The organism is Orbaceae bacterium lpD04, from assembly GCA_036251935.1.
Taxonomy (GTDB): Bacteria; Pseudomonadota; Gammaproteobacteria; order Enterobacterales; family Orbaceae; genus Orbus; species Orbus wheelerorum.
On record CP133967.1, the window covers coordinates 2749199 to 2775234 of the forward strand.

21 protein-coding genes and 1 riboswitch are annotated in these 26036 nt (G+C 37.6%); of the genes, 7 read left to right on the forward strand and 14 right to left on the reverse strand.

Annotated features, from left to right (window positions below; all coding sequences use genetic code 11):
* Positions 1-21: 21 nt before the first annotated feature.
* From tssB to gltB, 4 genes are all read right to left on the reverse strand, one after another.
* Positions 22-525, reverse strand: coding sequence for a type VI secretion system contractile sheath small subunit (gene tssB, locus RHO14_12130; GenBank protein WVD71078.1), 504 nt, complete (start codon positions 523-525; stop codon positions 22-24).
* 224 nt (positions 526-749) lie between these two features.
* Positions 750-1424: a LuxR family transcriptional regulator gene (locus RHO14_12135; protein ID WVD71079.1), complete on the reverse strand. Its 675-nt coding sequence runs from the start codon at positions 1422-1424 to the stop codon at positions 750-752.
* 166 nt (positions 1425-1590) lie between these two features.
* Complete coding sequence (locus RHO14_12140; GenBank protein ID WVD71080.1) at positions 1591-3015, reverse strand: FAD-dependent oxidoreductase; 1425 nt, start codon at positions 3013-3015, stop codon at positions 1591-1593.
* 13 nt (positions 3016-3028) lie between these two features.
* Complete coding sequence (gene gltB, locus RHO14_12145; protein WVD71081.1) at positions 3029-7486, reverse strand: glutamate synthase large subunit; 4458 nt, start codon at positions 7484-7486, stop codon at positions 3029-3031.
* A gap of 370 nt (positions 7487-7856) precedes the next feature.
* On the opposite strand from gltB, the gene RHO14_12150 reads away from it, so the two are divergent.
* The gene (locus RHO14_12150; protein ID WVD71082.1) at positions 7857-8783 is read left to right on the forward strand and encodes a TIGR01212 family radical SAM protein; all 927 of its coding nucleotides are present in this window, start codon (positions 7857-7859) and stop codon (positions 8781-8783) included.
* Between the two features lie 12 nt (positions 8784-8795).
* Here RHO14_12150 and RHO14_12155 read toward each other — a convergent pair whose 3' ends face one another.
* Complete coding sequence (locus RHO14_12155) at positions 8796-9761, reverse strand: sugar kinase (GenBank protein WVD71083.1); 966 nt, start codon at positions 9759-9761, stop codon at positions 8796-8798.
* A 5-nt stretch (positions 9762-9766) separates the two neighbouring features.
* On the reverse strand, positions 9767-10594 hold the full coding sequence (locus RHO14_12160; protein WVD71084.1) for a DeoR/GlpR family DNA-binding transcription regulator: 828 nt from the start codon (positions 10592-10594) through the stop codon (positions 9767-9769).
* 306 nt (positions 10595-10900) lie between these two features.
* On the opposite strand from RHO14_12160, the gene RHO14_12165 reads away from it, so the two are divergent.
* From RHO14_12165 to RHO14_12180, 4 genes are read left to right on the forward strand one after another with little or no spacing between them, the layout of a single operon-like run.
* Positions 10901-11755, forward strand: a complete 855-nt coding sequence (locus RHO14_12165; GenBank protein ID WVD71085.1) for a tagatose bisphosphate family class II aldolase — start codon at positions 10901-10903, stop codon at positions 11753-11755.
* A gap of 12 nt (positions 11756-11767) precedes the next feature.
* Positions 11768-12688: a 1-phosphofructokinase gene (locus RHO14_12170; protein ID WVD71086.1), complete on the forward strand. Its 921-nt coding sequence runs from the start codon at positions 11768-11770 to the stop codon at positions 12686-12688.
* 10 nt (positions 12689-12698) lie between these two features.
* Positions 12699-14114, forward strand: coding sequence for a PTS fructose transporter subunit IIBC (locus RHO14_12175; GenBank protein ID WVD71087.1), 1416 nt, complete (start codon positions 12699-12701; stop codon positions 14112-14114).
* A gap of 54 nt (positions 14115-14168) precedes the next feature.
* Positions 14169-14603 (forward strand): PTS sugar transporter subunit IIA, encoded by a 435-nt coding sequence (locus RHO14_12180; GenBank protein WVD71088.1) that lies wholly within the window; start codon positions 14169-14171, stop codon positions 14601-14603.
* A 68-nt stretch (positions 14604-14671) separates the two neighbouring features.
* On the opposite strand, the gene ribD is transcribed toward RHO14_12180, so the two are convergent.
* From ribD to RHO14_12215, 7 genes are all read right to left on the reverse strand, one after another.
* The gene (gene ribD, locus RHO14_12185; protein WVD71089.1) at positions 14672-15802 is read right to left on the reverse strand and encodes a bifunctional diaminohydroxyphosphoribosylaminopyrimidine deaminase/5-amino-6-(5-phosphoribosylamino)uracil reductase RibD; all 1131 of its coding nucleotides are present in this window, start codon (positions 15800-15802) and stop codon (positions 14672-14674) included.
* Positions 15803-15810: 8 nt separating this feature from the next.
* On the reverse strand, positions 15811-16257 hold the full coding sequence (gene nrdR / locus RHO14_12190) for a transcriptional regulator NrdR (protein ID WVD71090.1): 447 nt from the start codon (positions 16255-16257) through the stop codon (positions 15811-15813).
* Between the two features lie 324 nt (positions 16258-16581).
* Positions 16582-17871, reverse strand: a complete 1290-nt coding sequence (gene thrC, locus RHO14_12195; protein ID WVD71091.1) for a threonine synthase — start codon at positions 17869-17871, stop codon at positions 16582-16584.
* Between the two features lie 66 nt (positions 17872-17937).
* A complete protein-coding gene (gene thrB, locus RHO14_12200; protein WVD71092.1) occupies positions 17938-18873 on the reverse strand; it encodes a homoserine kinase in 936 nt (311 codons plus the stop codon).
* Positions 18874-21330 carry a bifunctional aspartate kinase/homoserine dehydrogenase I gene (gene thrA / locus RHO14_12205; protein ID WVD71093.1) on the reverse strand — a complete coding sequence of 819 codons (2457 nt, stop codon included), beginning with the start codon at positions 21328-21330 and terminating at the stop codon, positions 18874-18876. It abuts the gene before it with no gap.
* Between the two features lie 267 nt (positions 21331-21597).
* Entirely contained in the window at positions 21598-21927 is a 330-nt protein-coding gene (locus tag RHO14_12210; GenBank protein WVD71094.1) for a hypothetical protein, read from the reverse strand.
* Between the two features lie 225 nt (positions 21928-22152).
* Complete coding sequence (locus RHO14_12215) at positions 22153-22908, reverse strand: SDR family NAD(P)-dependent oxidoreductase (protein ID WVD71095.1); 756 nt, start codon at positions 22906-22908, stop codon at positions 22153-22155.
* Positions 22909-23170: 262 nt separating this feature from the next.
* Between RHO14_12215 and folK the strand changes: the two genes are divergently transcribed.
* Together folK and dksA are read left to right on the forward strand one after the other, a co-directional pair.
* Entirely contained in the window at positions 23171-23653 is a 483-nt protein-coding gene (gene folK / locus RHO14_12220) for a 2-amino-4-hydroxy-6-hydroxymethyldihydropteridine diphosphokinase (protein WVD71096.1), read from the forward strand.
* 228 nt (positions 23654-23881) lie between these two features.
* Positions 23882-24337, forward strand: coding sequence for an RNA polymerase-binding protein DksA (dksA, locus tag RHO14_12225; protein ID WVD71097.1), 456 nt, complete (start codon positions 23882-23884; stop codon positions 24335-24337).
* A gap of 99 nt (positions 24338-24436) precedes the next feature.
* Here dksA and moaA read toward each other — a convergent pair whose 3' ends face one another.
* A complete protein-coding gene (gene moaA, locus RHO14_12230) occupies positions 24437-25432 on the reverse strand; it encodes a GTP 3',8-cyclase MoaA (GenBank protein ID WVD71098.1) in 996 nt (331 codons plus the stop codon).
* Positions 25423-25555: riboswitch (molybdenum cofactor riboswitch) on the reverse strand. It overlaps the preceding gene by 10 nt.
* Positions 25556-26036: the final 481 nt, after the last annotated feature.

Genomic DNA, 26036 nt, shown 5'->3' on the forward strand with positions numbered 1-26036 from the left:
ATTCATAAAGCTTTATTAATACTATGCTTTAGTACTTTCAGCGACTATCGCTTCTAACTCAGCTCTTAATTCATCGGATAATTGTTCATTTTTAACAATTTTTTCTAACTCATGACGAAATGTCGCATTATCCATTAAGTTAGATTTTAAATCGCGAAGTAAATTACGCATTGCAAGTAAAGAACGCAGTTGTGGAATTTTTTTAGCAACTTGTTCAGGCGTAAAGTCTTTCATTGACTGAAAATCAAGATCAATATTTACTTCAGAGCCATCACCCGCCAATGTATTTTCAACAGTGATTTTTGCTTGTGGGTTTAAATCTTTTAATACGGAATCAAAATTATTTTTATTAATAGACACTTTTTCTTTTTCAGCTAGAGGTCTATTATCTTTACCGTGACTATAGTCACCCATCGCTAAAATCTTTAACGGTAGCTCAACTTTCTTCTGTGCACCACCAGTATGCAGATCTAACTGAATATTAACACGCGCAGCGGGAACTTCGTTTTGATAGCTGTTTGACATATCTCTTCCTTTTCAATATAAAATCAATTAGTTATATTTAACCACTGTCTAATTTTACCTTTAAACAGTTAACACTCACAACTGTACTAAAGTGTAAAAATAATAATAATAAAACTCAAAAAAACATAAAGAATAATTATATTAATTTGTTTTTTATCAATTTTAATCAATAATAAAAGTGCAATAAAAATGATAAAACTTATTTTTTGAACAATTAAAACCGCTTAAATAACATTCAACTCTTTACATCTCAAAAAGGCTTGTTTTGCCGTTTCAACACCTAATTTCTCAACAATTTTGCTTATATGGAATTTAACTGTTCTCTCTGAAATTCCAAGCTTAAGCGCGATATCTTTATATTTTAAACCATCACATCCAAGCTTAAGCACTTGCTTTTCTTTATCTGAAATCATGAGGTATGCGCGATTACGATAATACTCCATATGCTTATGTTGCTGTAAGTAAAGATCATAGAGATCAACTAATACCATTTGTAGTTCAGCGCGGCGATATTCAAAAAACTCACGATCAATGGCTCGCTGTTCATCACACAGTAGATTTAAAAAAGCATAATGGCCCAATGCATCATGGATACTCAAAATGTATCCATCATTGATACCATACTGTTTACTCAATTTGAAAAAAGTTTGGTCTTTCGAAGGTAGATAGCTAATGATAGAACTCCAAGCAAAGGGCTTTACTGTTGTTCTCGCTAAATTAATAATGGGATCACTATGGTATAATTTCTGTTGCTGATACAAAGCAGCCCAATCATGAGGATAGGTAGAAAAAATTACGGGAGCAATAAAAGAACTACGATCAAAAAACAAAAATGCATACTGTTTAATATTAAATTTGTCTAATCTCGCGCATAAGTCGCTATCAAAACTGTTATTCAAATTATTAACCTATTTATTTTATTATTTTTATACTATTTCAATAACTTTCGGCTAATATTAACGTTTATATTGTTGCCTGTAAAGAATTAATCAATCGACCGTATTAACTTAATCCTTTTAGATAACTTAAATAATATAATAATACCGCCAATAAGCGGTATTTTATTTATTCAATAACGTCTGTATCAAGGTAATCAAGAATCCCCTGTGCAGCTTTTCGTCCCTCAGCTATTGCCGTAACAACAAGATCGGAGCCTCTTACGACGTCACCACCAGCAAATACTTTAGCATTAGAGGTTTGATAACTGTTATTTTCAGGCGCAATAATTCGTCCTTGCTTATCAAGTTCAATATGATGTTCTGCAAGCCAAGGCATACGATGTGGTTTAAAACCAAAAGCAATAATTACAGCGTCGGCAGCTAACACAAACTCAGATCCTTCAATAACAACCGCTAAACGTCGACCTTGCTCGTCAGCTTGACCAAGCTCGGTTTTCACCATTTTAATACCAGTAACTTGCCCATTTTGATTTATTTCAATACTCAGTGGCTGCACGTTAAATAAAAATTGTGCACCTTCTTCACGCGCATTTTTAACTTCCCGTTTAGAGCCCGGCATGTTCGCTTCATCTCGGCGATAGGCACAAGTTACTTCACTGGCACCTTGACGAATCGAGGTACGTACACAGTCCATTGCCGTATCACCGCCACCAAGTACGACTACGCGCTTATCTTTCATTTCAACATAGTTAGCATCAGCAGTTTGCGCATGTTGCATGATATGTTTTGTATTAGCAATCAAAAATGGTAATGCTTCATAAACGCCATTTGCATCTTCATTTTCAAGCCCACCACGCATTGATTGATATGTACCGGTGGCAATAAATACTGCATCAAATTCAGCCATTATATCTTGTAGCGTTATATCCTTACCAATCTCTGTATTTAAACGAAACTCAATTCCCATATCAGTAAAAATATGGCGGCGATTGACTAAAACCGCTTTATCTAATTTAAATGCTGGTATACCAAATGTTAATAATCCGCCAATTTCGGGATGACGATCATAAACAACGGGTTTTACGCCATTACGTACCAGCACATCAGCGCAAGCAAGCCCTGCTGGCCCTGCGCCAATAATCGCAACACGCTCCCCTGTCATTTCAACATTATTAAGGTTTGGCCGCCATCCCATCTTGAAAGCTTCATCAGTAATATAACGCTCAATATTGCCAATAGTCACAGCACCAAACTCAGCACTTAATGTACAAGATCCTTCACATAAACGATCTTGGGGGCAAACTCGTCCACATACCTCAGGTAAACTATTGGTTTGATGACATAGCTCAACCGCCTCTAAAATATGCCCTTCATTCACCAGTTTTAACCAGTTCGGAATATAGTTATGTACTGGGCATTTCCATTCACAATAGGGATTACCGCATGCAAGGCAACGATCAGCTTGCGCCGTTGCTTGCGACGATGAAAAACCTTCATAAATTTCGACAAATTCAATCTTTCTAATTTTTAATGGCTTTTTAGGCGGATCAACACGTTGTAAATCGATAAATTGATAAACATTTTGACTCATGGGTGTTTTCTCCTTATTGTGCCTGTACACGTAATTCGGCTGATGACCGACTACGGTGACCAAGTAATGCTTTGACATCACTTGATTTTGGTTTTACGAGCACAAACTGCTGTGCATATCTATGCCAGTTAGCAAGAATATCTTCTGCTCTTGATGAATGGGTTAGTTGTGCATGCTCCATAATAAGCCCCCGTAGATGCTCTTCGTGGATGGCATAATCAGCGACATTTAGCATTTCCACTAGTTCTAGGTTAATACGTTTATTAAACTCACCATCTTCATTAAGTATATAAGCAAACCCGCCAGTCATGCCTGCGCCAAAATTAACACCCGTTTTACCTAATACGCAAATGATCCCGCTAGTCATATATTCACAGCCATTATCACCAATACCTTCAACCACACTTATTGCGCCTGAATTTCGCACCGCAAAGCGTTCGCCAGCTTTGCCCGCAGCAAATAATTTTCCACCGGTTGCGCCATATAAGCAGGTATTTCCAACGATAGTTGCTTCATGACTTAAAAATGCCGAACCTATCGGTGGGCTAATAACAATTCGGCCCCCCGCCATACCTTTACCAACATAATCGTTCGCATCACCCGTTAAAGTTAATTCAACACCGCTGGCATTCCAAACGCCGAAACTTTGCCCTGCTGTGCCATTAAAATTTAGTTTTATCGGATCACTTGTTGCGCCTGTTTCACCATACTTTTGCGCAATATAGCCCGATAAAGTAGCACCAATTGAACGGTGGGTGTTTTGAATATCAAAATAGAATGATTTTGACTGTTTGTTGTCGACGGCCTCTTGCGTTTGCGTGATGATTTCGTGATTTAATATCCCTTTATCAAAAGGCGTATTAATCTGTGTATGATAAACATTATGCCCATCAATTGGCTTAGCGGTTTTTAATAGCCCAGATAAATCGAGTTTTTGTTGCTTAGCCGTGATCCCCGCTAAAGCAACTAATAAATCAGTGCGACCGATTAAATCGGTAATACGACTCACACCAAGTTCTGCCATGATTTCCCGCGTTTCTTGCGCAATAAACCGGAAATAGTTCATCGCTTTTTCAGGTAAGCCATGATAGTGATCTCGACGTAATTTATCATCTTGAGTTGCAACGCCTGTAGCACAATTATTAAGGTGACATATACGTAAATATTTACAGCCTAGTGCAACCATGGGTCCTGTGCCAAAGCCGAAACTTTCAGCGCCCAAAATTGCCGCTTTAACAATATCTAACCCCGTTTTCAGCCCGCCATCGACTTGTAGGCGAATTTTATGCCGAAGTCCATTAGCAACTAATGCTTGCTGGGTTTCAACTAATCCAAGCTCCCAAGGCGAACCTGCGTATTTTACCGAAGTTAGCGGACTTGCCCCTGTGCCACCATCGTAACCTGCAATCGTTATCATATCGGCATAAGCTTTAGCAACGCCTGTTGCAATCGTTCCAACGCCAGGCTCAGAAACGAGCTTAACTGAGATCATCGCTTTTGGATTAATCTGTTTTAGATCAAAAATTAGCTGTGCTAAATCTTCAATAGAGTAAATATCATGATGTGGTGGTGGTGAAATCAGTGTCACACCTGGCACTGAAAAACGTAGCCGAGCAATATAAGGGGTAACCTTATCGCCAGGCAATTGACCGCCTTCACCAGGTTTTGCCCCCTGTGCAACTTTAATTTGAATCACATCCGCACTCATTAAATAACCAGGCGTCACGCCAAATCGGCCTGAGGCAACTTGTTTAATACGTGAAACTTTGTTGGTGTTATAACGAACAGGATCTTCCCCTCCTTCACCGGAGTTAGAAAACCCACCTAACGTGTTCATTGCCTGAGCTAATGATTCATGTGCTTCAGGGCTTAATGCACCAATTGACATCGCGGCTGAATCAAAGCGCTTAAATAATGCCTCATTACTTTCCACTTGTTCTAAAGCAATTGCTGCGCCCTGTGGTGGATTAAGTTTTAGTAAATCCCTCAAGGTTGCAACTGGGCGGTTATTCACAATATCGGCGTAACGTTTATAATCTTGATAACTTGCGTTATTCACCGCTTGCTGTAAAGTTTGAACGACGTCTGGATTATAAGCGTGATACTCTCCGCCATGGATGTATTTTAATAATCCACCTTGCTCTAGTGGTTTGCGTTTTAACCAAGCGCGCTTAGATAACTCAAATAAATCTTGCTGAAAATCATCGAAATTAGCACCACTAATACGACTTGTAACGCCAAAGAAGCAGGTTTTAACTACATCATCATGTAAACCGACGGCTTCAAATAATTTAGCGCAGCGATAAGAAGCGATGGTTGATATGCCCATTTTGGACATGATCTTATATAATCCTTTATTAATGCCATTACGATAATTGAGCATTGCTTCGCGATAGCTTTTCTTTAACCGGCCATTATCAATCATTTGCGCTAATGTTTCGTAGGCTAGGTAAGGATAAATAGCCGTTGCACCAAAGCCGATTAGTACCGCAAACTGGTGCGGATCGCGGCAACTTGCCGTTTCAACAATAATATTAGCGTCACAACGTAAATTTTGTTCAACTAAGCGCTGTTGCACCGCACCAACAGCCATTGGAGCTGGGATAGGTAAACGATCTGCAGCAATATTTTTATCAGATAAGACTAATAATACTGCGCCCGCCCGAACTTTATTCTCAGCATCACCACATAACTGTTCAATAGCATCATTTAAGCTACCATCAATTTCATAAGTGATGTCAAGTACATCAGTTCGGTAGTATTTTGATTCTAGTGATGTTAACTGTGCAAAATCGGAATAAAGTAATACCGGTGATTTAAATGAAACACGGTGCGCTTGACCTTCTGCCTCGGCAAATACGTTCATTTCACGGCCAATACTGGTTGATAGCGACATAACATGCGCTTCACGTAATGGGTCAATCGGTGGATTCGTCACTTGAGCAAATTTTTGCCGGAAGTAATCATAGATAATTCGTGGTCTATTTGATAATACGGCAAAGGGGGTATCATCACCCATTGATCCCGTTGCTTCTTGACCATTTTCACCCAGTGGGCGGATAACTTGATCAAGTTCCTCAAATGAATAACCAAATTGTTTTTGATAAGCAGCTAATAAAACATCATCATAATTACGCTCGCCGAGATGATAATCAACTAAATCTTCAAATGGTGTTAGCCGTTTAACATTCTTTTCCATCCAAGTCTTATACGGATGACGTTTTTGTAAATCATTATCGGTTTCAAATGGTTGTAAAATTTTGCCACTATCAGTATCAATAACAAGCAGTTCACCAGGGCCAACTCGACCTTTTTTAACGACCTCATCTGGCTTATAATCCCAAATACCCACTTCTGATGCGCAAGTTATTAATCCATCGGTCGTAATGACATACCGCGCTGGGCGTAGCCCATTACGATCTAAACTACAAGCCGCATAACGGCCATCAGATAATACGATCCCAGCAGGACCATCCCATGGCTCCATATGCATTGAGTTAAAATCAAAAAATGCACGTAAATCTTCATTCATGTCGGGGTTATTTTGCCAAGCAGGCGGTACAAGTAAACGCATTGCTCGAACAATATCCATACCACCAACTAAAAAGAGTTCGAGCATATTATCTAATGAACTCGAATCAGAGCCGGTTTCATTAACAAATGGCGCAGCATCTTGCAAGTCAGGAATTAATGGCGTTCTAAATTTATAAGAACGCGCTTTAGCCCATTGCCGGTTACCTTCAATAGTATTAATCTCACCATTATGCGCTAGATGCCTAAATGGCTGAGCTAATGGCCACTTTGGTACGGTATTAGTAGAGAAGCGCTGATGGAATAAACAGATAGATGATTCCATTCGCAAATCGGCCAAATCAAGATAAAATCGCGGTAAATCTTTAGGCATGCATAAGCCTTTATAGATGTTAACCTGATTCGAAAAACTACAGATATAAAATGAATTATCTTGCACACGTTTTTCAATGCGGCGGCGCACCATATATAAACGGCGCTCTAGATCAATTTTACTCCAGCCCGCAGGCGCATTAATAAAGACTTGCTCAATTTGTGGTAGAGATGATAATGCAATTTCACCAAGCACGCTGGTATCTATCGGAACGTTTCGCCAACCAACAAGAGATAATGTCTCTTTTGATAACTCATCTTCGACTATGTCACGGCTTAATTGAGCTTCATTTTCATCTTGACTCAAAAATAGCATACCAACGGCATAGTTGGTTGCAAGTCGCCAGCCTTCATCTTCTGCAACTAAATGGAAGAACCGATCTGGCTTTTGTAGTAATAAACCACAGCCATCACCGGTTTTGCCATCGGCTAAAATTGCTCCACGGTGCTGCATACGAGCTAATCCGTGAATCGCTGTACGCACCACTTTGTGACTTGGTTTGCCTTCTATATGAGCAATTAACCCAAAACCACAGTTATCTTTTTCATGATGCTGGTTGTATAACATAATCATTGCCTCTCAATAATTTTATCTTTACATCGCTTACATCTTACAGTGTTTTAGAGAGTAGACGCATGCCACGATATTGACATAAAAATTAGCGAGAAAAGCAGTTTTGGTCAAATAAATTCTACTTATAAGTCAAGATATTAATAACAGCATGTCCGGTATTAATAGAATTAATGGATCTTAATAATGCGAGCGTTCCATTTAGGGGAAAAAATGTTGTTTTATAGTGCAAAATAATATCAAGCTAGCAATGCCCCCTACAAATACACTCTATTTACCAATAGATAAGGATAATAAAGGGTATTCAGCATTTAATTTCCACCTTATAATGAGTTAATGACTCCTTAATAAATGCTAGCAATCAACAATGCAATTACATCTTGTCGTTAATACTTTTGGCGCCGATCTCGCGCGTCGTTATGGCGAAAAAATTTATAAATTAACACTACATGGTGGCTTTAGTTGCCCAAATCGTACTGGAGAATTAGGCCGTGGTGGCTGTACTTTTTGTAATGTTGCCTCTATTATTGATGAGTCAATTCAAGTTAAATCCATCAGTGAACAACTTAGCCTACAAGCTTCTCAAATGAGAAAATCGAAGCGTTATTTAGCCTATTTTCAAGCGTATACCAGCACCTACGCTGAAGTTGCTATACTGAAAAAAATGTATGAGCAAGCCTTACAAAGTGCAGACATTGTTGGACTTTGTATTGGTACTCGCCCTGATTGCGTTCCTGATGAAGCATTGCAGCTGTTAGCGCAGTATCAAGATCAAGGATTTGAAGTTTGGCTTGAATTAGGATTACAAACATCAAATGATAAGACACTTCGTGATATTAATCGTGGTCATACTTATTTGGATTACCATAAAACAACACAAAAAGCGCGCCAATTAGGTATTAAAGTATGTACCCATTTGATTGTTGGCTTACCTAAAGAGACCAAACAAGATTGTTTTACTACCTTAAATCAAGTTTTAGAAACCGGAGTTGATGGATTAAAATTACATCCACTTCATATTGTTGAAGGTAGTATTATGGCTAAAGCATGGCGAGCTGGCCGCCAATCAGTATTATCATTAGATGAGTATGTCGATATTGCTGGTGATTTGATCCGCCATACACCAAAAGAAATACTGTATCATCGCATTTCTGCTAATGCCAGAAAACCAACGCTACTTGCCCCTGATTGGTGCGAAAATCATTGGCAATCAATGAATGCCGTTGATAGTAACTTAAGGCAATTTGGTGTACAAGGTAGTGCCTTAGGCGATAGCTATCAGTTTATTGCCTGATAAATGGCTTGATTATAACGAGCTGGAAGCAATAAATTGCTGCAATTGTAATAATGTTGAAGTGCCTTCCATCGGCCCTTTTTGCCTTACCGCTAATGCCCCACTGGCGTTAGCGTAGCGCAGTGCTGTTTCAATATCGTAGCCTGCTAACATGAAGCTTACAAATGTGGCGCCAAAACAGTCACCTGCGCCTGTTGGATCAATAACCTCACTGGTATAACTATCCACATGCAAAGTATAAATCTGACGCTGTTTATCAAGTCCGTAATAATTTGCCCCCCCTGAACCACACTTAACCACAATATGTTTAATGCCACGATTTAATAGTGATGACATTATTTGTTGTTCGCTATCTTGGTTATTGCTGGCAAAATAACTAACTTCACTTTGGCTTGGCAAGAAAATATCTGTATAGTCGAGAATGTAGTCAAAAGAAGCTTCCATCTCAGGAATATCAAACATTTCTTTACGTAAATTGGGATCAAACGATATCGTACCACCTTTGCTTTTTACGATATCTAATGCTTTTCGCATCGCATCAATTACTCGAAATGAATATAGCGATGAGCCCATTACATGTAGGTGATTACAATCTTTTAATAGCTCTTCATTGATATGATCAAAGGAGAGCAGGCCGCAGGCACTATTGGGAATATTAAAGATAAAATCACGCTCATCAATTCCTCGATAAGTAACAAAAGCACTGCCAGTACTTGCTTTATTATGAATAGCTATCCCATCGGTTATTACGCCATCGTCTTTTAAGCGCTTGATACACATTTTGCCAAAGGCATCTTTACCAACGCAGCTAAAAAAAGTCACAGCAAAGCCCAACTTAGCAACTTGAGAAGCAAAAATAGCAGGCGCACCGCTTGGAAATGGACCCATAAATTCACCCGTTTTATCAAAACGCTGATCGTGCTCTTTGGCTAAAAATTCAACCAATAATTCGCCTATCGTACAAATTTTGAAATCCATATTGATTATGCCTCTCGTGCATTTTGATAAATCACACCATGTTTATTAGAGTCAATTTGTTTAAAGCTGCAATCTGATAGCTGCTGATGATATTGAGTAAGTACAGGCCTTGATAAAATAGTAATGTCAATATCTCGTAATTTGCCAATGCTGTTACTTTCATCACAAATCGTTATTTGCGGTAAAATTGCGATAGTTTGTTTTGCCTGCTTAATTATTTGTCGATAGCAATTAGCATGTTCAAGATCGTTGATAATAAGCTCATTATCGTAATTAATCCCATCTGCTAATACAATAAAACGTGAAATTGCGTATTGGCTTAAAATAAAACTCATTACATTGCTGTCTTGCACTATATTATTACTTGATAATAAACCACCAATAATAAGTACTTGTGCTGAAGTAAACTCCTTTGCTAACTGGGCATTTACCAGATCATTAAGGATTAAAGTGAGCGATTTTTTACTGTATAAAAAAGGGATTAATTTACGTATTAAAGACCCATGGCTCAATAAAAGCGTATCGCCATCTTGAATATAATTTAAACTTTGCTTAACTAAATCAAGCTCATCAGTGCTGTAATGACTTTGATTATGAACAGATACTAATATTTTAGTATTTGCCATCGTTCCTTCTGGCGTCAAATAAATCGCACCACCAAATGAGCGTTTTAAATAACCTTGCTGCTCTAGGTAAGTCAAATCTTGCCTAATGGTAACACCAGATACAGCCAGTAACTGAGCAAGTTCATCGACTTTAACTTCGCCCTGTTTACGCACAATTTCAGCGATATCTAATCGTCTTTTAAGTAATGCAGAAGATGCTCTAGCCACCGAGTTATTTCCTATTATAAATACATTCAAAAACGCTAAGGGATTTGATGATAAAGCTAACCATAAAATTGGTCAATCAAAGCGCACGTAATTAATCCACCGCGTCATGATGAATAATTATAAACACAATACTTTTAAAACGAAAGTATTATTAGGTTTATTTTCTTTGTTTTAAAAGTTTAAAGTTGTTTTTGTGACTAAAATCACAGCATTTTTATTTTATAAGTTTTATTTTGTAAATAATAACCAAAAATAAACTTTCATATTGAAAGCTATAAATCGCTAATTATTCTATGGAGGAGCGCTATGTTTATTATTTCAAGTAACAACATGTTAAAAAAAGCTCAAAACGAGCATTATGCCGTCCCCGCTTTTAATATCCACAACCTAGAAACGATGCAAGTAATTGTTGAAACAGCAGCTGAACTACAATCACCTATTATATTGGCAGGAACGCCTGGAACCTATAGTTATGCAGGAACAGAGAATATTATCGCAATTGCCTGTGCCCTTGCCATAAAACATAAAATACCTTTCGCACTGCACCTAGATCATCATGAAAGTTATGACGATATTACCCGTAAAATTGATTGTGGGATCCGTTCAGTGATGATAGATGGTTCACATGAGTCATTTCAAGACAATATTACGATAGTAAAACAAGTCGTCGATTATGCTCACCGCTTTGATGTAAGCGTTGAAGCAGAGCTAGGTCGCCTAGGCGGCGTAGAAGATGATCTGGTTGTTGATAGCAAAGATGCCCTTTATACCAATCCAAAGCAAGCGGCTGAATTTGTCGAACAAACAGGGATTGATTCATTAGCTATCGCAATTGGTACCGCCCATGGCCTTTATAAATCAGAGCCGAAATTAGACTTTGAGCGATTATCTCAAATTCGTTCAACTGTTGATATCCCCCTTGTGCTACATGGTGCATCTGGCGTGCCTGATAAGGATGTCCGTGAGTGTATAAGACGAGGAATTTGCAAAGTTAATGTAGCGACAGAACTTAAAATCGCTTTTTCTGATGCGCTAAAAAGCTATTTTATTGAGAATCCTGATGCAAATGATCCTCGTTATTATATGAAACCAGCAAAGGCTGCGATGAAGGAAATTGTTAAAAAAATCATCAACACTTGCGGCTGCGCAGGTAAACTTTAGCGTGGAATAATTATGATATATACACTGACACTTAATACCGCAATTGATATCAATATCCGTTGTCAGGGCTTAAACCCAAATACGGTTAATCGTACATCGCATACTCAATATAGTCCTAATGGTAAGGCGATTAATGTTTCAATTGTACTCAATAAGTTTGGCAAATCAACCACTGCTCTTGGATTTTTTGGTGGATTTTCCGGTAAATATATTGTTGATGAACTCGATAAAAAGAGTATCAAGACAATCCCTTGCTGGATTGATGAGATCACCCGAATCAATGTTTTTATTAATGATGGTAAAGATGAATATAAGTTAGTTGGTAAAGGCCCTTTTGTTGTTGATGAAAAAAAAACTGAAATGCTGACCCTAATAGCATCTCTTTGTTGTCATAGTTATTTAGTTATCAGCGGCAGTTTACCTAATAATATCGAACCGAGTTACTATGATCTGATATTGTCTTTATGCCATAAAAAAAATATTCACGTTATTTTAGATATTAGCCACCCTAAACTAAGTGATTTACTCCGTTATAAACCTTTATTGATAAAACCTAACAATGATGAAGTAAAAGAGATATTTGGTTTAGAAACCACTAATTGCGATCAAATTGTTTTTGCCATCAAAAAAATTCATACACTCGGTGCACAAAATATCTTGTTAACAATGGGCGATAAAGGATTGTATTTTTCTAACGGCTCACAGCTATGGTTTTGCAATTCGGTTGCAATTGATTTGGTCAGTTCAGCTTGTGCCGGCGATGCCTCTTTAGCCGCATTTTTAAGTGTGTGGCTACCTGAGCAAAATAATATTGAGTTAGCCATGAAAAAAGCTTCAGCAACAGGTGCTAATGTTGCCGAGTCTGATGGGCTTGGTCTTCTTAATAAAATCGATAGCTACATGCAGCAATTAACAATTACAGCCATCAAATGAGGTAATTATTATGACAAAAATTTTAGCAGTCACTGGGTGTCCAACAGGCATTGCTCATACTTATATGGCTGAGGAAGCATTAAAAGCTGCGGCAAAACAAGCAGGGGTTGAAATTAAAGTTGAAACCAACGGCGCAAGCGGCATTGATAATATGATTACTGACGCTGATTTGGCAAAGGCAGTAGGTGTTATTATCGCGGCGGATAAAGATGTTAATCCTGATCGCTTTAATGGTATGGCTGTTATTGAAGTACCGGTTAAAGATGGCATTCATAAAGCCGATATCTTAATTAAACAAATTCTCACTGGCAACGTACCCATTCGTAATAGTAATAAATCTGAGCCAATAACCACTGATAACGTATCGAATAGCCAAGTTAAAGAATCTATCGGTCGCCAAATTTATAAGCACTTAATGAACGGTGTTTCTAATATGCTGCCGTTTGTCGTTGCTGGCGGGGTTTTAATTGCTATTTCATTTTTATGGGGGATTTACTCAGCGGATCCCATGAGCCCACAATATAACCAATTTGCCGCTCTACTTAAAAATATAGGCGGCCAGGCATTTGGCATTATGGTACCAGTTTTTACTGCGTTTGTTGCCTCATCAATTGCAGGAAGGCCGGGTATGGTTGCTGGTTTTATTGGTGGGCTAGTTGCCAATATTACTGGAGCTGGCTTTATTGGCGGCATTATTGCTGGTTTTGCTGCTGGCTATTTAATGCTATATGTTAAAAAGTGGCTTGATCATTTACCTCGACAATTTGAAGGCTTAAAATCAATTTTTATTATGCCGCTAATTGGCGTCTTTATCATTGGTGCAGTAATGTACTTACTTGGCGATCCTATTGCTGCCATTAATAATGGTATGAAAGAGTGGTTACAATCTTTACAGCAAGCAAATCCAATCTTATTAGGTATTGTCATTGGCTGTATGTGTTCATTTGATTTTGGTGGACCCGTTAATAAAGCGGCTTATGTTACAGGCACGATGTTACTTGGTGAAGGTAACTTTTACTTTATGGCAGGGGTTTCTGCCGCTTGTATTGTCCCTCCTTTCGCAATTGCTCTCTCTACCACTATTTTTGGTAATAAAGCGTTTAGTGAAGATGAAAGGGCCGCAGGATTGGTCAACTATGTTTTAGGCGCAACTCATATTACTGAAGGTGCGATCCCGTTTGCGGCCAAAGATCCTCTTCGTGTTATTCCAATCATGATGCTATCTTCTGCAATTGCAGCTGTTTTAACATTTTTAAGCCATATTCAAGTTCCCGCTCCGCATGGTGGATTTTTAGTCTTACCGTTAGTAAATAAACCCTTACTTTGGGTAGGCTGTATTTTTGTTGGCGCAGTTCTGGGCGCAGTTCTACTCGGTTTAACTCGCATGCATCGAAATCGAAAATTAGCGGCAAAAGCGGCATCATAAATTTATGTGTAAGTGCCCTTCTAGCTAATACAATAATTACCAAGGATAAGTAAAATGAATACAATACAATTAAGCAGTAATGATATTTGCTTTATCAATAAAGCTTTCACCAAAAAGCAAGCAATTGAAGCCGTTGCAAAAAATATGATTGATGCCCATTTAGTAAAAGATGATTATATTGAAGCGATGTTTGATCGAGATAATCAAATTTCAACATTTTTAGGTAATGGTATTGCCATCCCCCACGGCACAACTGAAAAACGAGATAGTGTGTTACAAACAGGAATCAAAGTTCTTTTTTGCCCGCAAGGCATTAATTGGGATGAAGATAACAATATTGCTTATGTGATAATTGGCATTGCAGCTAAAGCGAATGAACACCTCGATGTTTTACGTCAATTAACAAGGGCGGTTATTGCACAAGATACATTAACACGCATTAAGGCAGTGAAAAATCCTGATGAACTGCTAATGATTTTGCAAGGGTAACGGTTTTAATCTTGAGGTATAATGCGTCATTTAAAGACGCATTATACGTTTAATTACCGTAGTAAAAATTATTTAGTTTTCTTTTGTAGTATGCAGCGTAAATCATCACCAATTTTAATGGTTGATTGAAATGTAAATTCGGGTGCCTTTGAAAGCTCTATTAAATTAGGCAATATAGCCATATCGAGTGCATTATGACCGAGTAATTTAGGGGCATAATAAATAATTAACTCATCAACAAGACCTTGCTCAATCAGTGCGCCCGCAAGGTGACTTCCCCCCTCAACCCAAACTGAGTTGATCTGTTTTTCAGCAAGGACTTTTAATAATGAGGTTAGGTCAATATTCATTTTGTCTGAAGATTCAATTAACAGTCGGCAATTGGCTTGCTCAATAGGTTTATCATCTTTGCGAACTACCCAAGTTTCACCTAGTTGTTTAAAAATATTTTCATCACCCATAAGTTTATTTTTACTGTCGATAATAACTCGAATAGGCTGACGAATCGTTTCTTGAGGGTAAATCATCTGAATTTGTGGGGGTAACTCAGCGTGACGAACGGTTAAACTAGCGTTGTCAGCTTGGACTGTTGCACGAGTACTTAAAATAGCGCTCGCTTGAGCCCTAAAATACTGAACATCTTGCCGCGCATCACTCGATGTGATCCATTTGCTTTCGCCTGACTGCATAGCAATTTTGCCATCTAAAGAGGCGGCTAATTTGAGTTGAATATAAGGTATACCACAGCGCATACGCTTTAAAAACGCTCGATTAATGTGCTCGGCTTGCTCTGAAAGTAGCCCAATGTCAACCTCAATGCCGGCCTGACGCAGCCGTTTAACACCTTGCCCTGAAACTTTCGGATTAGGATCTTGCATGGCAATAACAACCCTTGCTATCCCCGCTTTGATCAATGCATCGGCACATGGTGGAGTTCTGCCAAAATGACTACATGGTTCAAGTGTCACATACGCTGTTGCGCCTTTTGCATTCACGCCAGCTTGCCTTAACGCGTAAACCTCAGCATGCGGTTCCCCTGCTTTTATATGATAGCCTTCACCAATAATTTGGTTGTTATTGACAATCACACAGCCAACATTTGGATTTGGCGTAGTCGTAAAACAACCTAGCTGTGCAAGCTCAATCGCTTTAGCCATATAAAGATGATCATGATCGCTAAAATAAGGTGAGTTAGTCATACTTATTACTATTGTAATTTGGCAATTTCTTTACTAAATTGCTCAATATCATCAAAACTAAAATAGACCGAGGCAAAGCGGATATAGGCAACTTTATCTAAATTTTTAAGTTCTTCCATCACGTAATCACCAACAAGCTTTCCAGCGACTTCACGTTCACCTGTCGCTCTAAGTCTTGATTTTATTCGCGTTACCGCATCTTCAATAGCATCTGAGCTCACTGGTCGTTTTTCTAGTGCTTTTTGCATGCCACTACGCAGTTTATCTTCATTAAATGGTTCACGAATTTTATTACTTTTAATCACATTTGGCATAATTAGTTCGGCAACTTCAAATGTCGTAAAACGTTCATGGCATTCGTTGCATTGGCGACGACGACGGACTTGGTAACCCTCACTAACTAAACGTGAGTCAATAACTTTAGTATCGTCTGCATTACAAAATGGACAGTGCATTTATGTTCCCCGCTATTTATGCTAATAATTTGAATAAAATAGCTTAATTATATTATTTTAACAATAGTTAGCATCCATGCTAACTAATATTCAGTTAATTTCGTTAAAATATTGTTGTAACAGCTTATTTAAGCATAAAAAATAGTTATATACCCAAGTGAAATCAAGATGCTTGATTTTTTAGCTTTAGCGTTGTGATAAGCAGGGTGATTAGAGGCTTAGCCTCTCACTTGCGTTTTAAAAGGGCTCAGGACGAAGTCCTTAGATCCCCCGGCTTCTGATTTTCAGCGCTATTCTCGAGCATCTTCATTGGTCACGAGTATATTACCATTTAAGGTTGATTAAAAAATCACGTAACTGATTAAAATCATCATCCATTACATGCGACAACAATGTCATATCAGCCCGCTCAGCTAACTCTTGAGGTAGAGGAATTGATTTAGCTAAAATATCCTCAACGACTTCTTTAAATTTAGCAGGGTGCGCGGTGCCTAAAAAGAGTCCATACTCACCATCTTGTAGCTGGTCGCGTAAAACGCGGTACGCGATGGCACCATGAGGCTCTGATAAATAACCTTTTTTATCTAGTTCACGTACGCTTTGTTTAGCTACATCATCAGATACTGCGCCATGACCTAATGATTTTAGTGCCCATTCTTCACGTTTATAGATTTCTTCAATACGAGGCCAGTTGTTGGGTTGACTCACGTCCATAGCATTCGATAGTGTAGCAACTGTTTTATGAGGCTCCCAATTGCCTGTTTCTAAATAACGAGGTACCGTATCGTTAGCGTTTGTCGCAGCAATAAAACGTTTAATTGGTAAGCCCATCGTTTTTGCAAGTAGGCCAGCAGTTAAATCACCAAAATTACCACTCGGCACTGAAATAACTAATTGTTCACGTTGTTTTGGTGTTAACTGGGCAAAAGCTTCAAAATAGTAACAGATTTGCGCAAGTAGTCGGCTAATATTGATTGAATTTGCTGAATTTAATCCGATTGTGGTTTTTAATGCTTCATCATCAAATGATTTTTTAACTAATGCCTGACAAGCATCAAAATCGCTTTTGATCGCAATAGTATGAATATTATCGCCCAATGTACAAAAGAGCTTTTCTTGTAAGGGGCTGATCTTACCCTGCGGATACAAGATCACAACGCGAATATTGGGTAAATGATAAAATGCATGAGCAACCGCAGCTCCGGTATCGCCAGAAGTTGCGGTTAAAATAGTAATTTTTTTATCAGCAGCAACTTGAACTAAGGCCTGCGCCATAAAGCGTCCACCAAAATCTTTAAAGGCAAGTGTTGGGCCATGAAATAACTCTAATGTACCAATATCTGCTTCAACAGATTTAACCGGCGCTGGGAATTGAAATGCATTTTTAACTAACCTTAGCATGTCCTCACTGCTCATTTCACTGCCGATAAAAGCAGATAAAATTTTAGCACTTCGACTAATAAAATCTAATTTTAGTAATGAATCAATTTCATTAGGTGTAAACTTAGGTAAATCCTGTGGAAAAAACAAACCTTGTCCTTTTCCTAATCCTTGTTGTACAGCCTTAGAAAAACTAACTTGTTCGGAATGATCTTTTAAATTATAAAGTTTCATAATATTTTCGACTCTCTCTATGCTTAAATTTTATTTAGCCGTTTATTTTACTTGTAATGCTGTTTTTTAAACAACTCGTGCGCCTTGCTTATCAATCTTACAGATGTGGATAAATCCTTCATCATTTTGTAAATAATGAGCCTTCAGCCATAATTCAACTTGTTGAGCCGTTTCAAGCTTATCGGTGACAACAAAAATTGTCGGCCCAGAGCCCGAGATCCCTGAAGCAAGTGCACCTAAACGTTTAACGCTCGTTTGTGTTTCATCAAAATTAGGTAATAGCTGTTTACGATAAGGCTCGGCGATATTATCTTGTAACATAGATACCGCAAGTTGCGGTTGGTTGGTATAACATGCATGAATAAATCCACCCACATAGCGGCCATGCGCGACACAGTCTTGTTTTTGATATTGCGCCGGTAAAATAGCTCTAGCTTCAGCCGTTGAAACTTTGATCCCTGGATAAGCCATCACCCAATACCAATTCTCAAAATGTGGAATCGACTGGCTAATAATGCCGATTTCATCGACGATAAGCTGCATTCCCCCTAAATAACAAGGAGCGACATTATCATAATGTATACCACCGGAGATCCGACCTTCCATCTCCCCCATCATGCTTAGCATCTGCTGCTCATTAAATGGTTTATTAAAATATTCGTTTAGTGCAACTAACGCGCCAACGACTGAGCAAGCACTAGAACCGAGTCCCGAACCAATTGGCATGTTTTTTTCAAGAGTCATTGCGACAGGTAGTTCTTTCCCCATCGCTTGACAAAAACGTTGCCAACATTGATATACAATATTAAATTTAGGATCTTTCGGTAGCTTTTTAACAAACTGGCCTTTATTGGTTAAGTGAAATTGCGCTGCATCTTCAACGGTAATACTATCGCCAAGCATCACACCGCTAATAGGATTAATTGCAGCACCTAAAATATCAAATCCGACACTGATATTAGCCATTGATGCCGGCGCATACACTTTTATTGATTTACTCATTTAACCACCAATTTTACTCGAAGTTGTTCGTAAGATATCGGCAAATACACCCGCTGCAGTCACATCATTACCCGCACCATAACCACGTAATACGAGTGGAATTGGTTGATAATAACGGGTATAAAATGCTAATGCATTCTCGCCATTTTTAATTTTATATAGCGGATCATCGCTATCAACAGCCTCAATTTTAACACTACATTCACCATTATCAATACTACCTACATAGCGCAATACTTTACCTTGCTTCGCCGCAGTTTCTACTTTCGTTTTAAATTCTGTATCAAGCTGTGGTAATTTAGCCATAAACTCACTCACATCGCCTTGTGAATAAGAAGCAGGTAATACTGATTGTACATTAATTTGGGCTAGCTCTAATTGTAGGCCTGCTTCTCTAGCTAAGATTAATAATTTACGTGCCACATCAGTACCAGAAAGATCATCTCGAGGATCGGGCTCTGTAAATCCTTTTTCTTTTGCAAGTTTTGTTGCTTCTGATAATGACATACCCTCGTCGAGTTTACCAAATATAAATGATAGTGATCCTGATAAAATACCCGAGAAACGAATAAGTTCATCGCCTGCATTAAGTAAATTTTGTAAATTCTCAATAACCGGTAAACCAGCTCCAACATTCGTATCATATTGAAATTTTCGTTTACTTTTTGCTGCCTCTTGGCGTAAACGTAAATAGTAAGCCATTGAGCTGGTGTTGGCTTTCTTATTTGGCGTTACGACATGAAAACCGCTAGCTAAAAGATCAGCATATTTATCAGCAACATCAGAGCTTGAAGTACAGTCAACTAAAATAGGATTAAGTAAACGATTATCTTTAGCAAATTCAAGTATCTGATTTATGCTATATGTTTTTTGGCTCTGTTTTATGGTATCACGCCAGTTGGTAAGGCTTAGTCCATCACGATTAAGTACACAGTGCTTTGAGTTAAATAATCCACACACTCTTAAATCTATTTGTTTGTTTTTAAGCCAAGTTTGTTGTCGGCTGATTTGATCAACTAATGCACCACCAACGCCGCCAACACCAATAATAAAAACATCTAACGTTTGATCAGTACCAAATAACATTTGATGAGCAACGCGAACGCCCATTACTGCAATGTCATTATCAACAACTACCGAAATCGATCGTTCTGATGATCCTTGAGCAATGGCAACGATATTGATATTCGCTCTAGCAAGCGCAGTAAAAAAGTTTGCCGATAAGCCACGCATAGTGCGCATACCATCACCGACAACAGAGATAATCGCTAGCTTCTCAATAACTTCGACTGGCTCAAGTAGGCCATCTTTTAGCTCCAAGTAAAACTCTTCACTCAATGCTTCTTGAGCAAGGTAAAGCTCAGCTTGTGGAACACAAAAGCTAATGCTGTATTCTGATGATGATTGAGTAATTAATACGACCGAAATGCCGGCATAAGACATAGCTGAAAATACTCGCGCAGACATACCAACCATACCTTTAAGTCCTGGCCCTGAGACATTAATCATGGCCATATTATTTAGGTTCGTTATTCCTTTTACTGGCGCAGAAGTATCCACAATATTCGCACCAATTAATGTGCCTGGTGCATCAGGGTTATTGGTATTTTTAATTAAGCATGGGATTTGAAATTGGGCAATCGGTAATATAGTGCGAGGATGAAGAACTTTGGCTCCAAAATAAGATAATTCCATCGCTTCTTGATAAGACATCGTTTTTAGTAACCTTGCATCAGGAACTAAGCGTGGATCACATGTGTACACTCCATCAACATCAGTCCAAATTTCACAGCAGCTAGCACGCAAGCAGGCTGCTAACACAGCTGCTGAATAATCAGAACCATTTCGTCCAAGAACAACAAGTTCACCTTTTTCATTGCCTGCGGTGAATCCCGGCATCAAAATAATATTATTTTTAGGTATATTCAATTCTTTAATTCGATGAGTTGATTCGTTGATATCGACTGTTGATTCTAAATAATCGCCATCAGCAAGAAGCATGATAACTGGGTTGATAACGGTTACATGATGACCTTTAGCTTTTAGTAATGCATCCATTATCGCAATAGATAATTTTTCACCTCGACAAATAATAGAGGCATTAATACTATCTGGGCACTGACCTAGTAATTTAATGCCATGAAAAAGTTGTTTTAGATTATTTAATTCATTTAATGAAAATCTTTTCATCTCTTCATAGGCAAAATTAGGTAACGCTTGGGCTAAGCCGGCTAAAAGATCAGCAAAAATCTTTTCTGCTTCGTTAATATTAGTTTGAATATCTTGCCCTGCGACTGTTTTTTCGACCATAGCCACTAAATGATTGGTTATTTTCGCTGGCGCCGATAATACGGTAGCCGTTTGCTCTTGCTTAGCATTATTTTCAATAATCTCAGCGACGCGAAGAAAACGCTCGGCATTAGCAACGGATGTTCCTCCAAATTTTAATACTTTCATATTGCACCTTTCATCTATTGATCAAAATGATATTGTTTATATGTATACTTAATGAACATTCGTTGCATTAAGACATAAAAAAACCCGCTAATTTTGCGGGTTCTTTGACGATTTTTAGGAAAAGTCAACCCGCTCCGAGCCTAATGGTGCCAGAGGTGCCAATAATCATGATAATCATCATTACTGTTTTCATTTACCTAATCCTTCTCACTAATTTATGTGGATCTAAAAACAAAACAGCCCGACGTTTAAGTCAGGCTGCAAAGATTAAAAAACTTTTTTGCTATTTTCGTATTCGTTAACGACACGATTTAATGCATTATATAAACTCGCCGCATCCTCTTTTTTCAGGGCGCTATCAAGTATATTTAAATACGATACCATTAATTTTTGGTTATCTTCAGCAAACTGAGGTGATACTTCCTGATCTTCATATAACATGACATATGTACGGGCAAAACCAAATATCAAGAAATAAACGGCAGCATTGCTAGGATCGTCTTGAATTAATTGTTGCATTGCTTGACGTAGCTTCACATAGGTATCTGTACCTGGAAGACTATTTGCAAATTTATTGATAACTTCAGAAAATGCCATTGTTAATAAACCTCAATTAACCATTAAGGCAAAAGAATAGCAATCACTGAACATAAGTGCAAGTGTATTTTATTAACAATTAAAAAAATTTTTACAAGGTTAGTGCATTAGTAAGGCCATTATTATAAATTGTCGTAAAAGGGAACGAAGATACCGCCTTTTATGACAATTTATAATTTAAATAACAATTAGATATCAAATGATAACGTATTGGTATAAAAGTTTTTATTTGATTTCTTTAGATACTGCAAGCCCAGCTGGAACTTGAGCTACAGGCATGATTTCTAATGAATTCACATTAAAATGCGCAGGCGTATCAACTAGCCAAGAAATGGTATTAGCAATATCATTAGCAGTAATAAAATCAACATTTTGATAAACAGCATCAGCCTGATTTTTATCACCATGGAATCTAACATTAGAAAATTCCGTGCCGCCACATAAGCCAGGTTCAATATTTGTTACGCGTATTTTTTTACCAAACAAATCTGTGCGTAAATTAGCACTGAACTGTTTAACAAATGCCTTTGTTGCGCCATAAACATTCCCACCACGATAAGGATAGTTACCCGCCGTAGAGCCTAAATTAATGATATAACCAAAATTACGTTCCACCATGCTAGGTAATATAACCCGAGTTAAATGCATTAAACCAATGATATTGGTGTGAACCATTGTTTCCCAATCATCATAATTCGCTTCATATGCGACTTCCATTCCAAGTGCAAGCCCTGCATTATTAATTAAAATATCGATGTCTTTAAAACCTTGAGGTAAACCTAATAAAAGATTATTCACAGCATCTTTTTGTGTTACATCTAATTGTAGGGGTAAAAAATTAGTTCCAAGTTCGGCAGCTAAGGATGTGAGTTTATCTAAGCGCCTTGCGCTACCAATAACTTTATATCCATCTGCGATTAATTTACGACAAATAGCTTCACCAAATCCAGATGATGCGCCAGTGACTAAAACAACATTCATTTGTGTCTCCTAATTCGCAATTAATAGTAATATATCATTGAGTACCAATTGATTATACGAGATTGATCCTAAATTGCACGCAATTACCATAAAGGTGGCAGGAGAATGGCATTAAAAATTAAAAGTCATTATTTTTTCGTTATTATATTGTTGTAATCCCTAATTATAAAAGAAAAAAAGGGTATTATCGTGACAAATGTTTTATCTGCATAAATTTTGTTTTATGCTTGTATGCTTATTTAATTGTTAGGAATAAAATACTATGTCGGTGGTGTTTATTGCATTAGGTGCAAACTTAGGTGACCCATTAAAACAAGCACAAGATGCCATTGAAGCTGTCAATCAATTGCAATTAAGCCAAGTAATTAAAACCTCACCTTTTTATCGAAGTAAACCTTTGGGACCACAAGATCAGCCTGATTATTTAAACGCTGTCATAAAAATTATGACAGAATTATCGCCAATTGAGCTACTTCATGCCCTACAAGAAATTGAGAAAAATCTTGGCCGAGTAAGAAAAGCAAATCGCTGGGGGCCAAGAACGCTCGATTTAGATATATTGCTTTATGATAATTTACAAATGAGTAGTGAACAGTTAACTATCCCTCACTATGATATGAAAAGTCGTGAGTTTGTGTTATACCCTCTTTATGATCTTGAGCCACAATTAGTATTACCCGATCAAAGTGTGTTATCCGATCTTATTACTCACTTACCTTTAAATAATCTGATACGCTGGTCGTAATTCGTTATGTAACGGCAGTAATAAAGAAGACTTTTCTTAAAAAGAAAAAATATATTAACGAATATTGAATATATCTCCCCAATAAAACTGCTGTATATTTATATATATATAAATATGTAAAGTAATTACGTGTTATTTTTTCGTAAAAATCGTTAAAAACGATTTGATAAAGCATAATTTATTGCTATAGTTTAGCGCTTTAAATATTTTGTTTGAAAGGAGATTGCGTTGAAAAAGGAACAAAAGATAAACAGCTCTTCATTAAGCCTTCTTGCTGTAGCCGGCTTGGAACCTTATAAAGAGGAAAAGGGCGAAGAGTATATGAATCCTAAGCAACTGCAACATTTTCGTCTTATTTTAGAAGGATGGTTAAGCCAGCTTCGTGGCGAAATGGGTAAAACAGTTAGCTATATGCAAGATGAAGCGGCTAATTTTCCGGATCCTGCTGATAGAGCAACTCAAGAAGAAGAGTTTAGCTTAGAGCTTAGAGCGCGGGATAGAGAACGTAAACTGATTAAAAAAATTGAGAAAACATTATTAAAAATTGATAGTGGCGATTTTGGCTATTGTGACTCTTGTGGGGTCGAAATTGGTATAAAACGTTTAGAAGCAAGGCCAACAGCAGATCTTTGTATCGATTGTAAAACGCTTGCTGAGTTACGTGAAAAGCAGATGGGAATGTAATTATTATACCGCCAGATACAGATTCTTGCGGTAATTTCTGTTTATATAAAGCTTTTAAATAGTATAAGGCACTTTTTATCTTTGCCTTCAGGCGCAGTATTAGCCGCCAATAAAAGATAAATTTTGAGTGATCCCTGCACGATGCTGATGTAGTAAATGTGTTTCAGGTTTGATTTTTAACGAGTTTAGAACGCGTTTTTGAAGCAATATTTTTTGCTCATCACTATTTAATAAATCGCGTAAATCAATTGCCGAATCACCGAATAAACAATAATGTAATTTGCCTATCGCCGAAATGCGCAAACGATTGCAGCTTTGGCAAAAGCCTTTAGAGTAAGGCATGATTAAACCAACTCGCCCTAAGTAATCAGCATGCTGGTATACTTTTGCAGGTCCAGACAATCCATCTTTAACCATTAATTGCCAGCCTTGCTCGATGAGCTTTTGTTCTATTTTTTCACCCGACATGTGATAACGGTTAAAATAAGATTGCCCCTCACCGGTTTCCATGAGCTCAATAAAACGTAAATCAACATTATGCTCTTTAACCCACGGTAAACATTGACTTAAATCATCGTTGATTCCTTTCATTAATACCGTGTTAATTTTGACTTTAGTAATGCCTACTTCGAGTGCCTTATCAATTCCTTGAATAACCTGATGAAATTTATCCTCGCCAGTAATCAGTGCAAATTGATGAGGCGAGAAACTATCAATGCTAACATTAAGTGATGTAAGTCCCGCATCTTGCCACTTAACGATGTTTTGGTATAAACGCGAACCATTCGTTGTTAACGCGATATCTTTAATCGAGTTATACTCTGAAATCAGTGCCACGATATCAGTAAAATCACGGCGCAAAGTTGGTTCACCCCCAGTTAAGCGGATCTTTTTTACACCAAGCTCACTAAATGCATTAATAACCTGCCTAATTTCAGATAATGTTAAAAATTGATGAGTACGATCAGATTGATAACCATCAGGCAGGCAATACCTACAGCGAAAATTACACTGTTCGGTTAAAGATAAACGTAAATATTCAAATCGACGCTGATAATCATCAACAAGTGATGTATCAGTTAATTGCTGTTGCATTAAAAACACCTTTCCAAAAAACGGGAGACATTCGCATTTCTACTTATGCCCGGCGAACACATCGCGGCAAATCAACCTTATCACTTTGACTTAGGTTTACTTGCTTCAGAGTTTTCATTCTGCGCCATCATACCATAAGTTTTAATAACTTGCAGTTATTATCGAAATCCTTACTTAGCAAGGAATTGCCCGTACATTAATTGTTCATCAAGCATGTTAATTTAGCAAATTGGATAGATCATAAGCAGATAGTGACTAAAATTGTTTAATTTCGTGAGTAGAGAGATTATCCAATTTAATTTACTTGCTATCCTGCCATTAAATGTTAATAATATAGGGGGATTTTTTTGTTTATTGTGCGGCAATGGCATCAGACACGGTAAATGAATAATAAACAAATTTGAATGAATTTTATTAACAATGATAAGTACGTAGAATAATAAATAGAATTAAGAAAGTTATTTTAAGAATAAGTACACATTAGTTTGCAAATAATATCTTGGCAATTTTTAACAAAATAATATTTGCAATTGAACTAACAAATATATAAAAAATTTTAACTGTACTAGCTTAGGGTTCGGCAATTATACTTAGCTAGTATCGC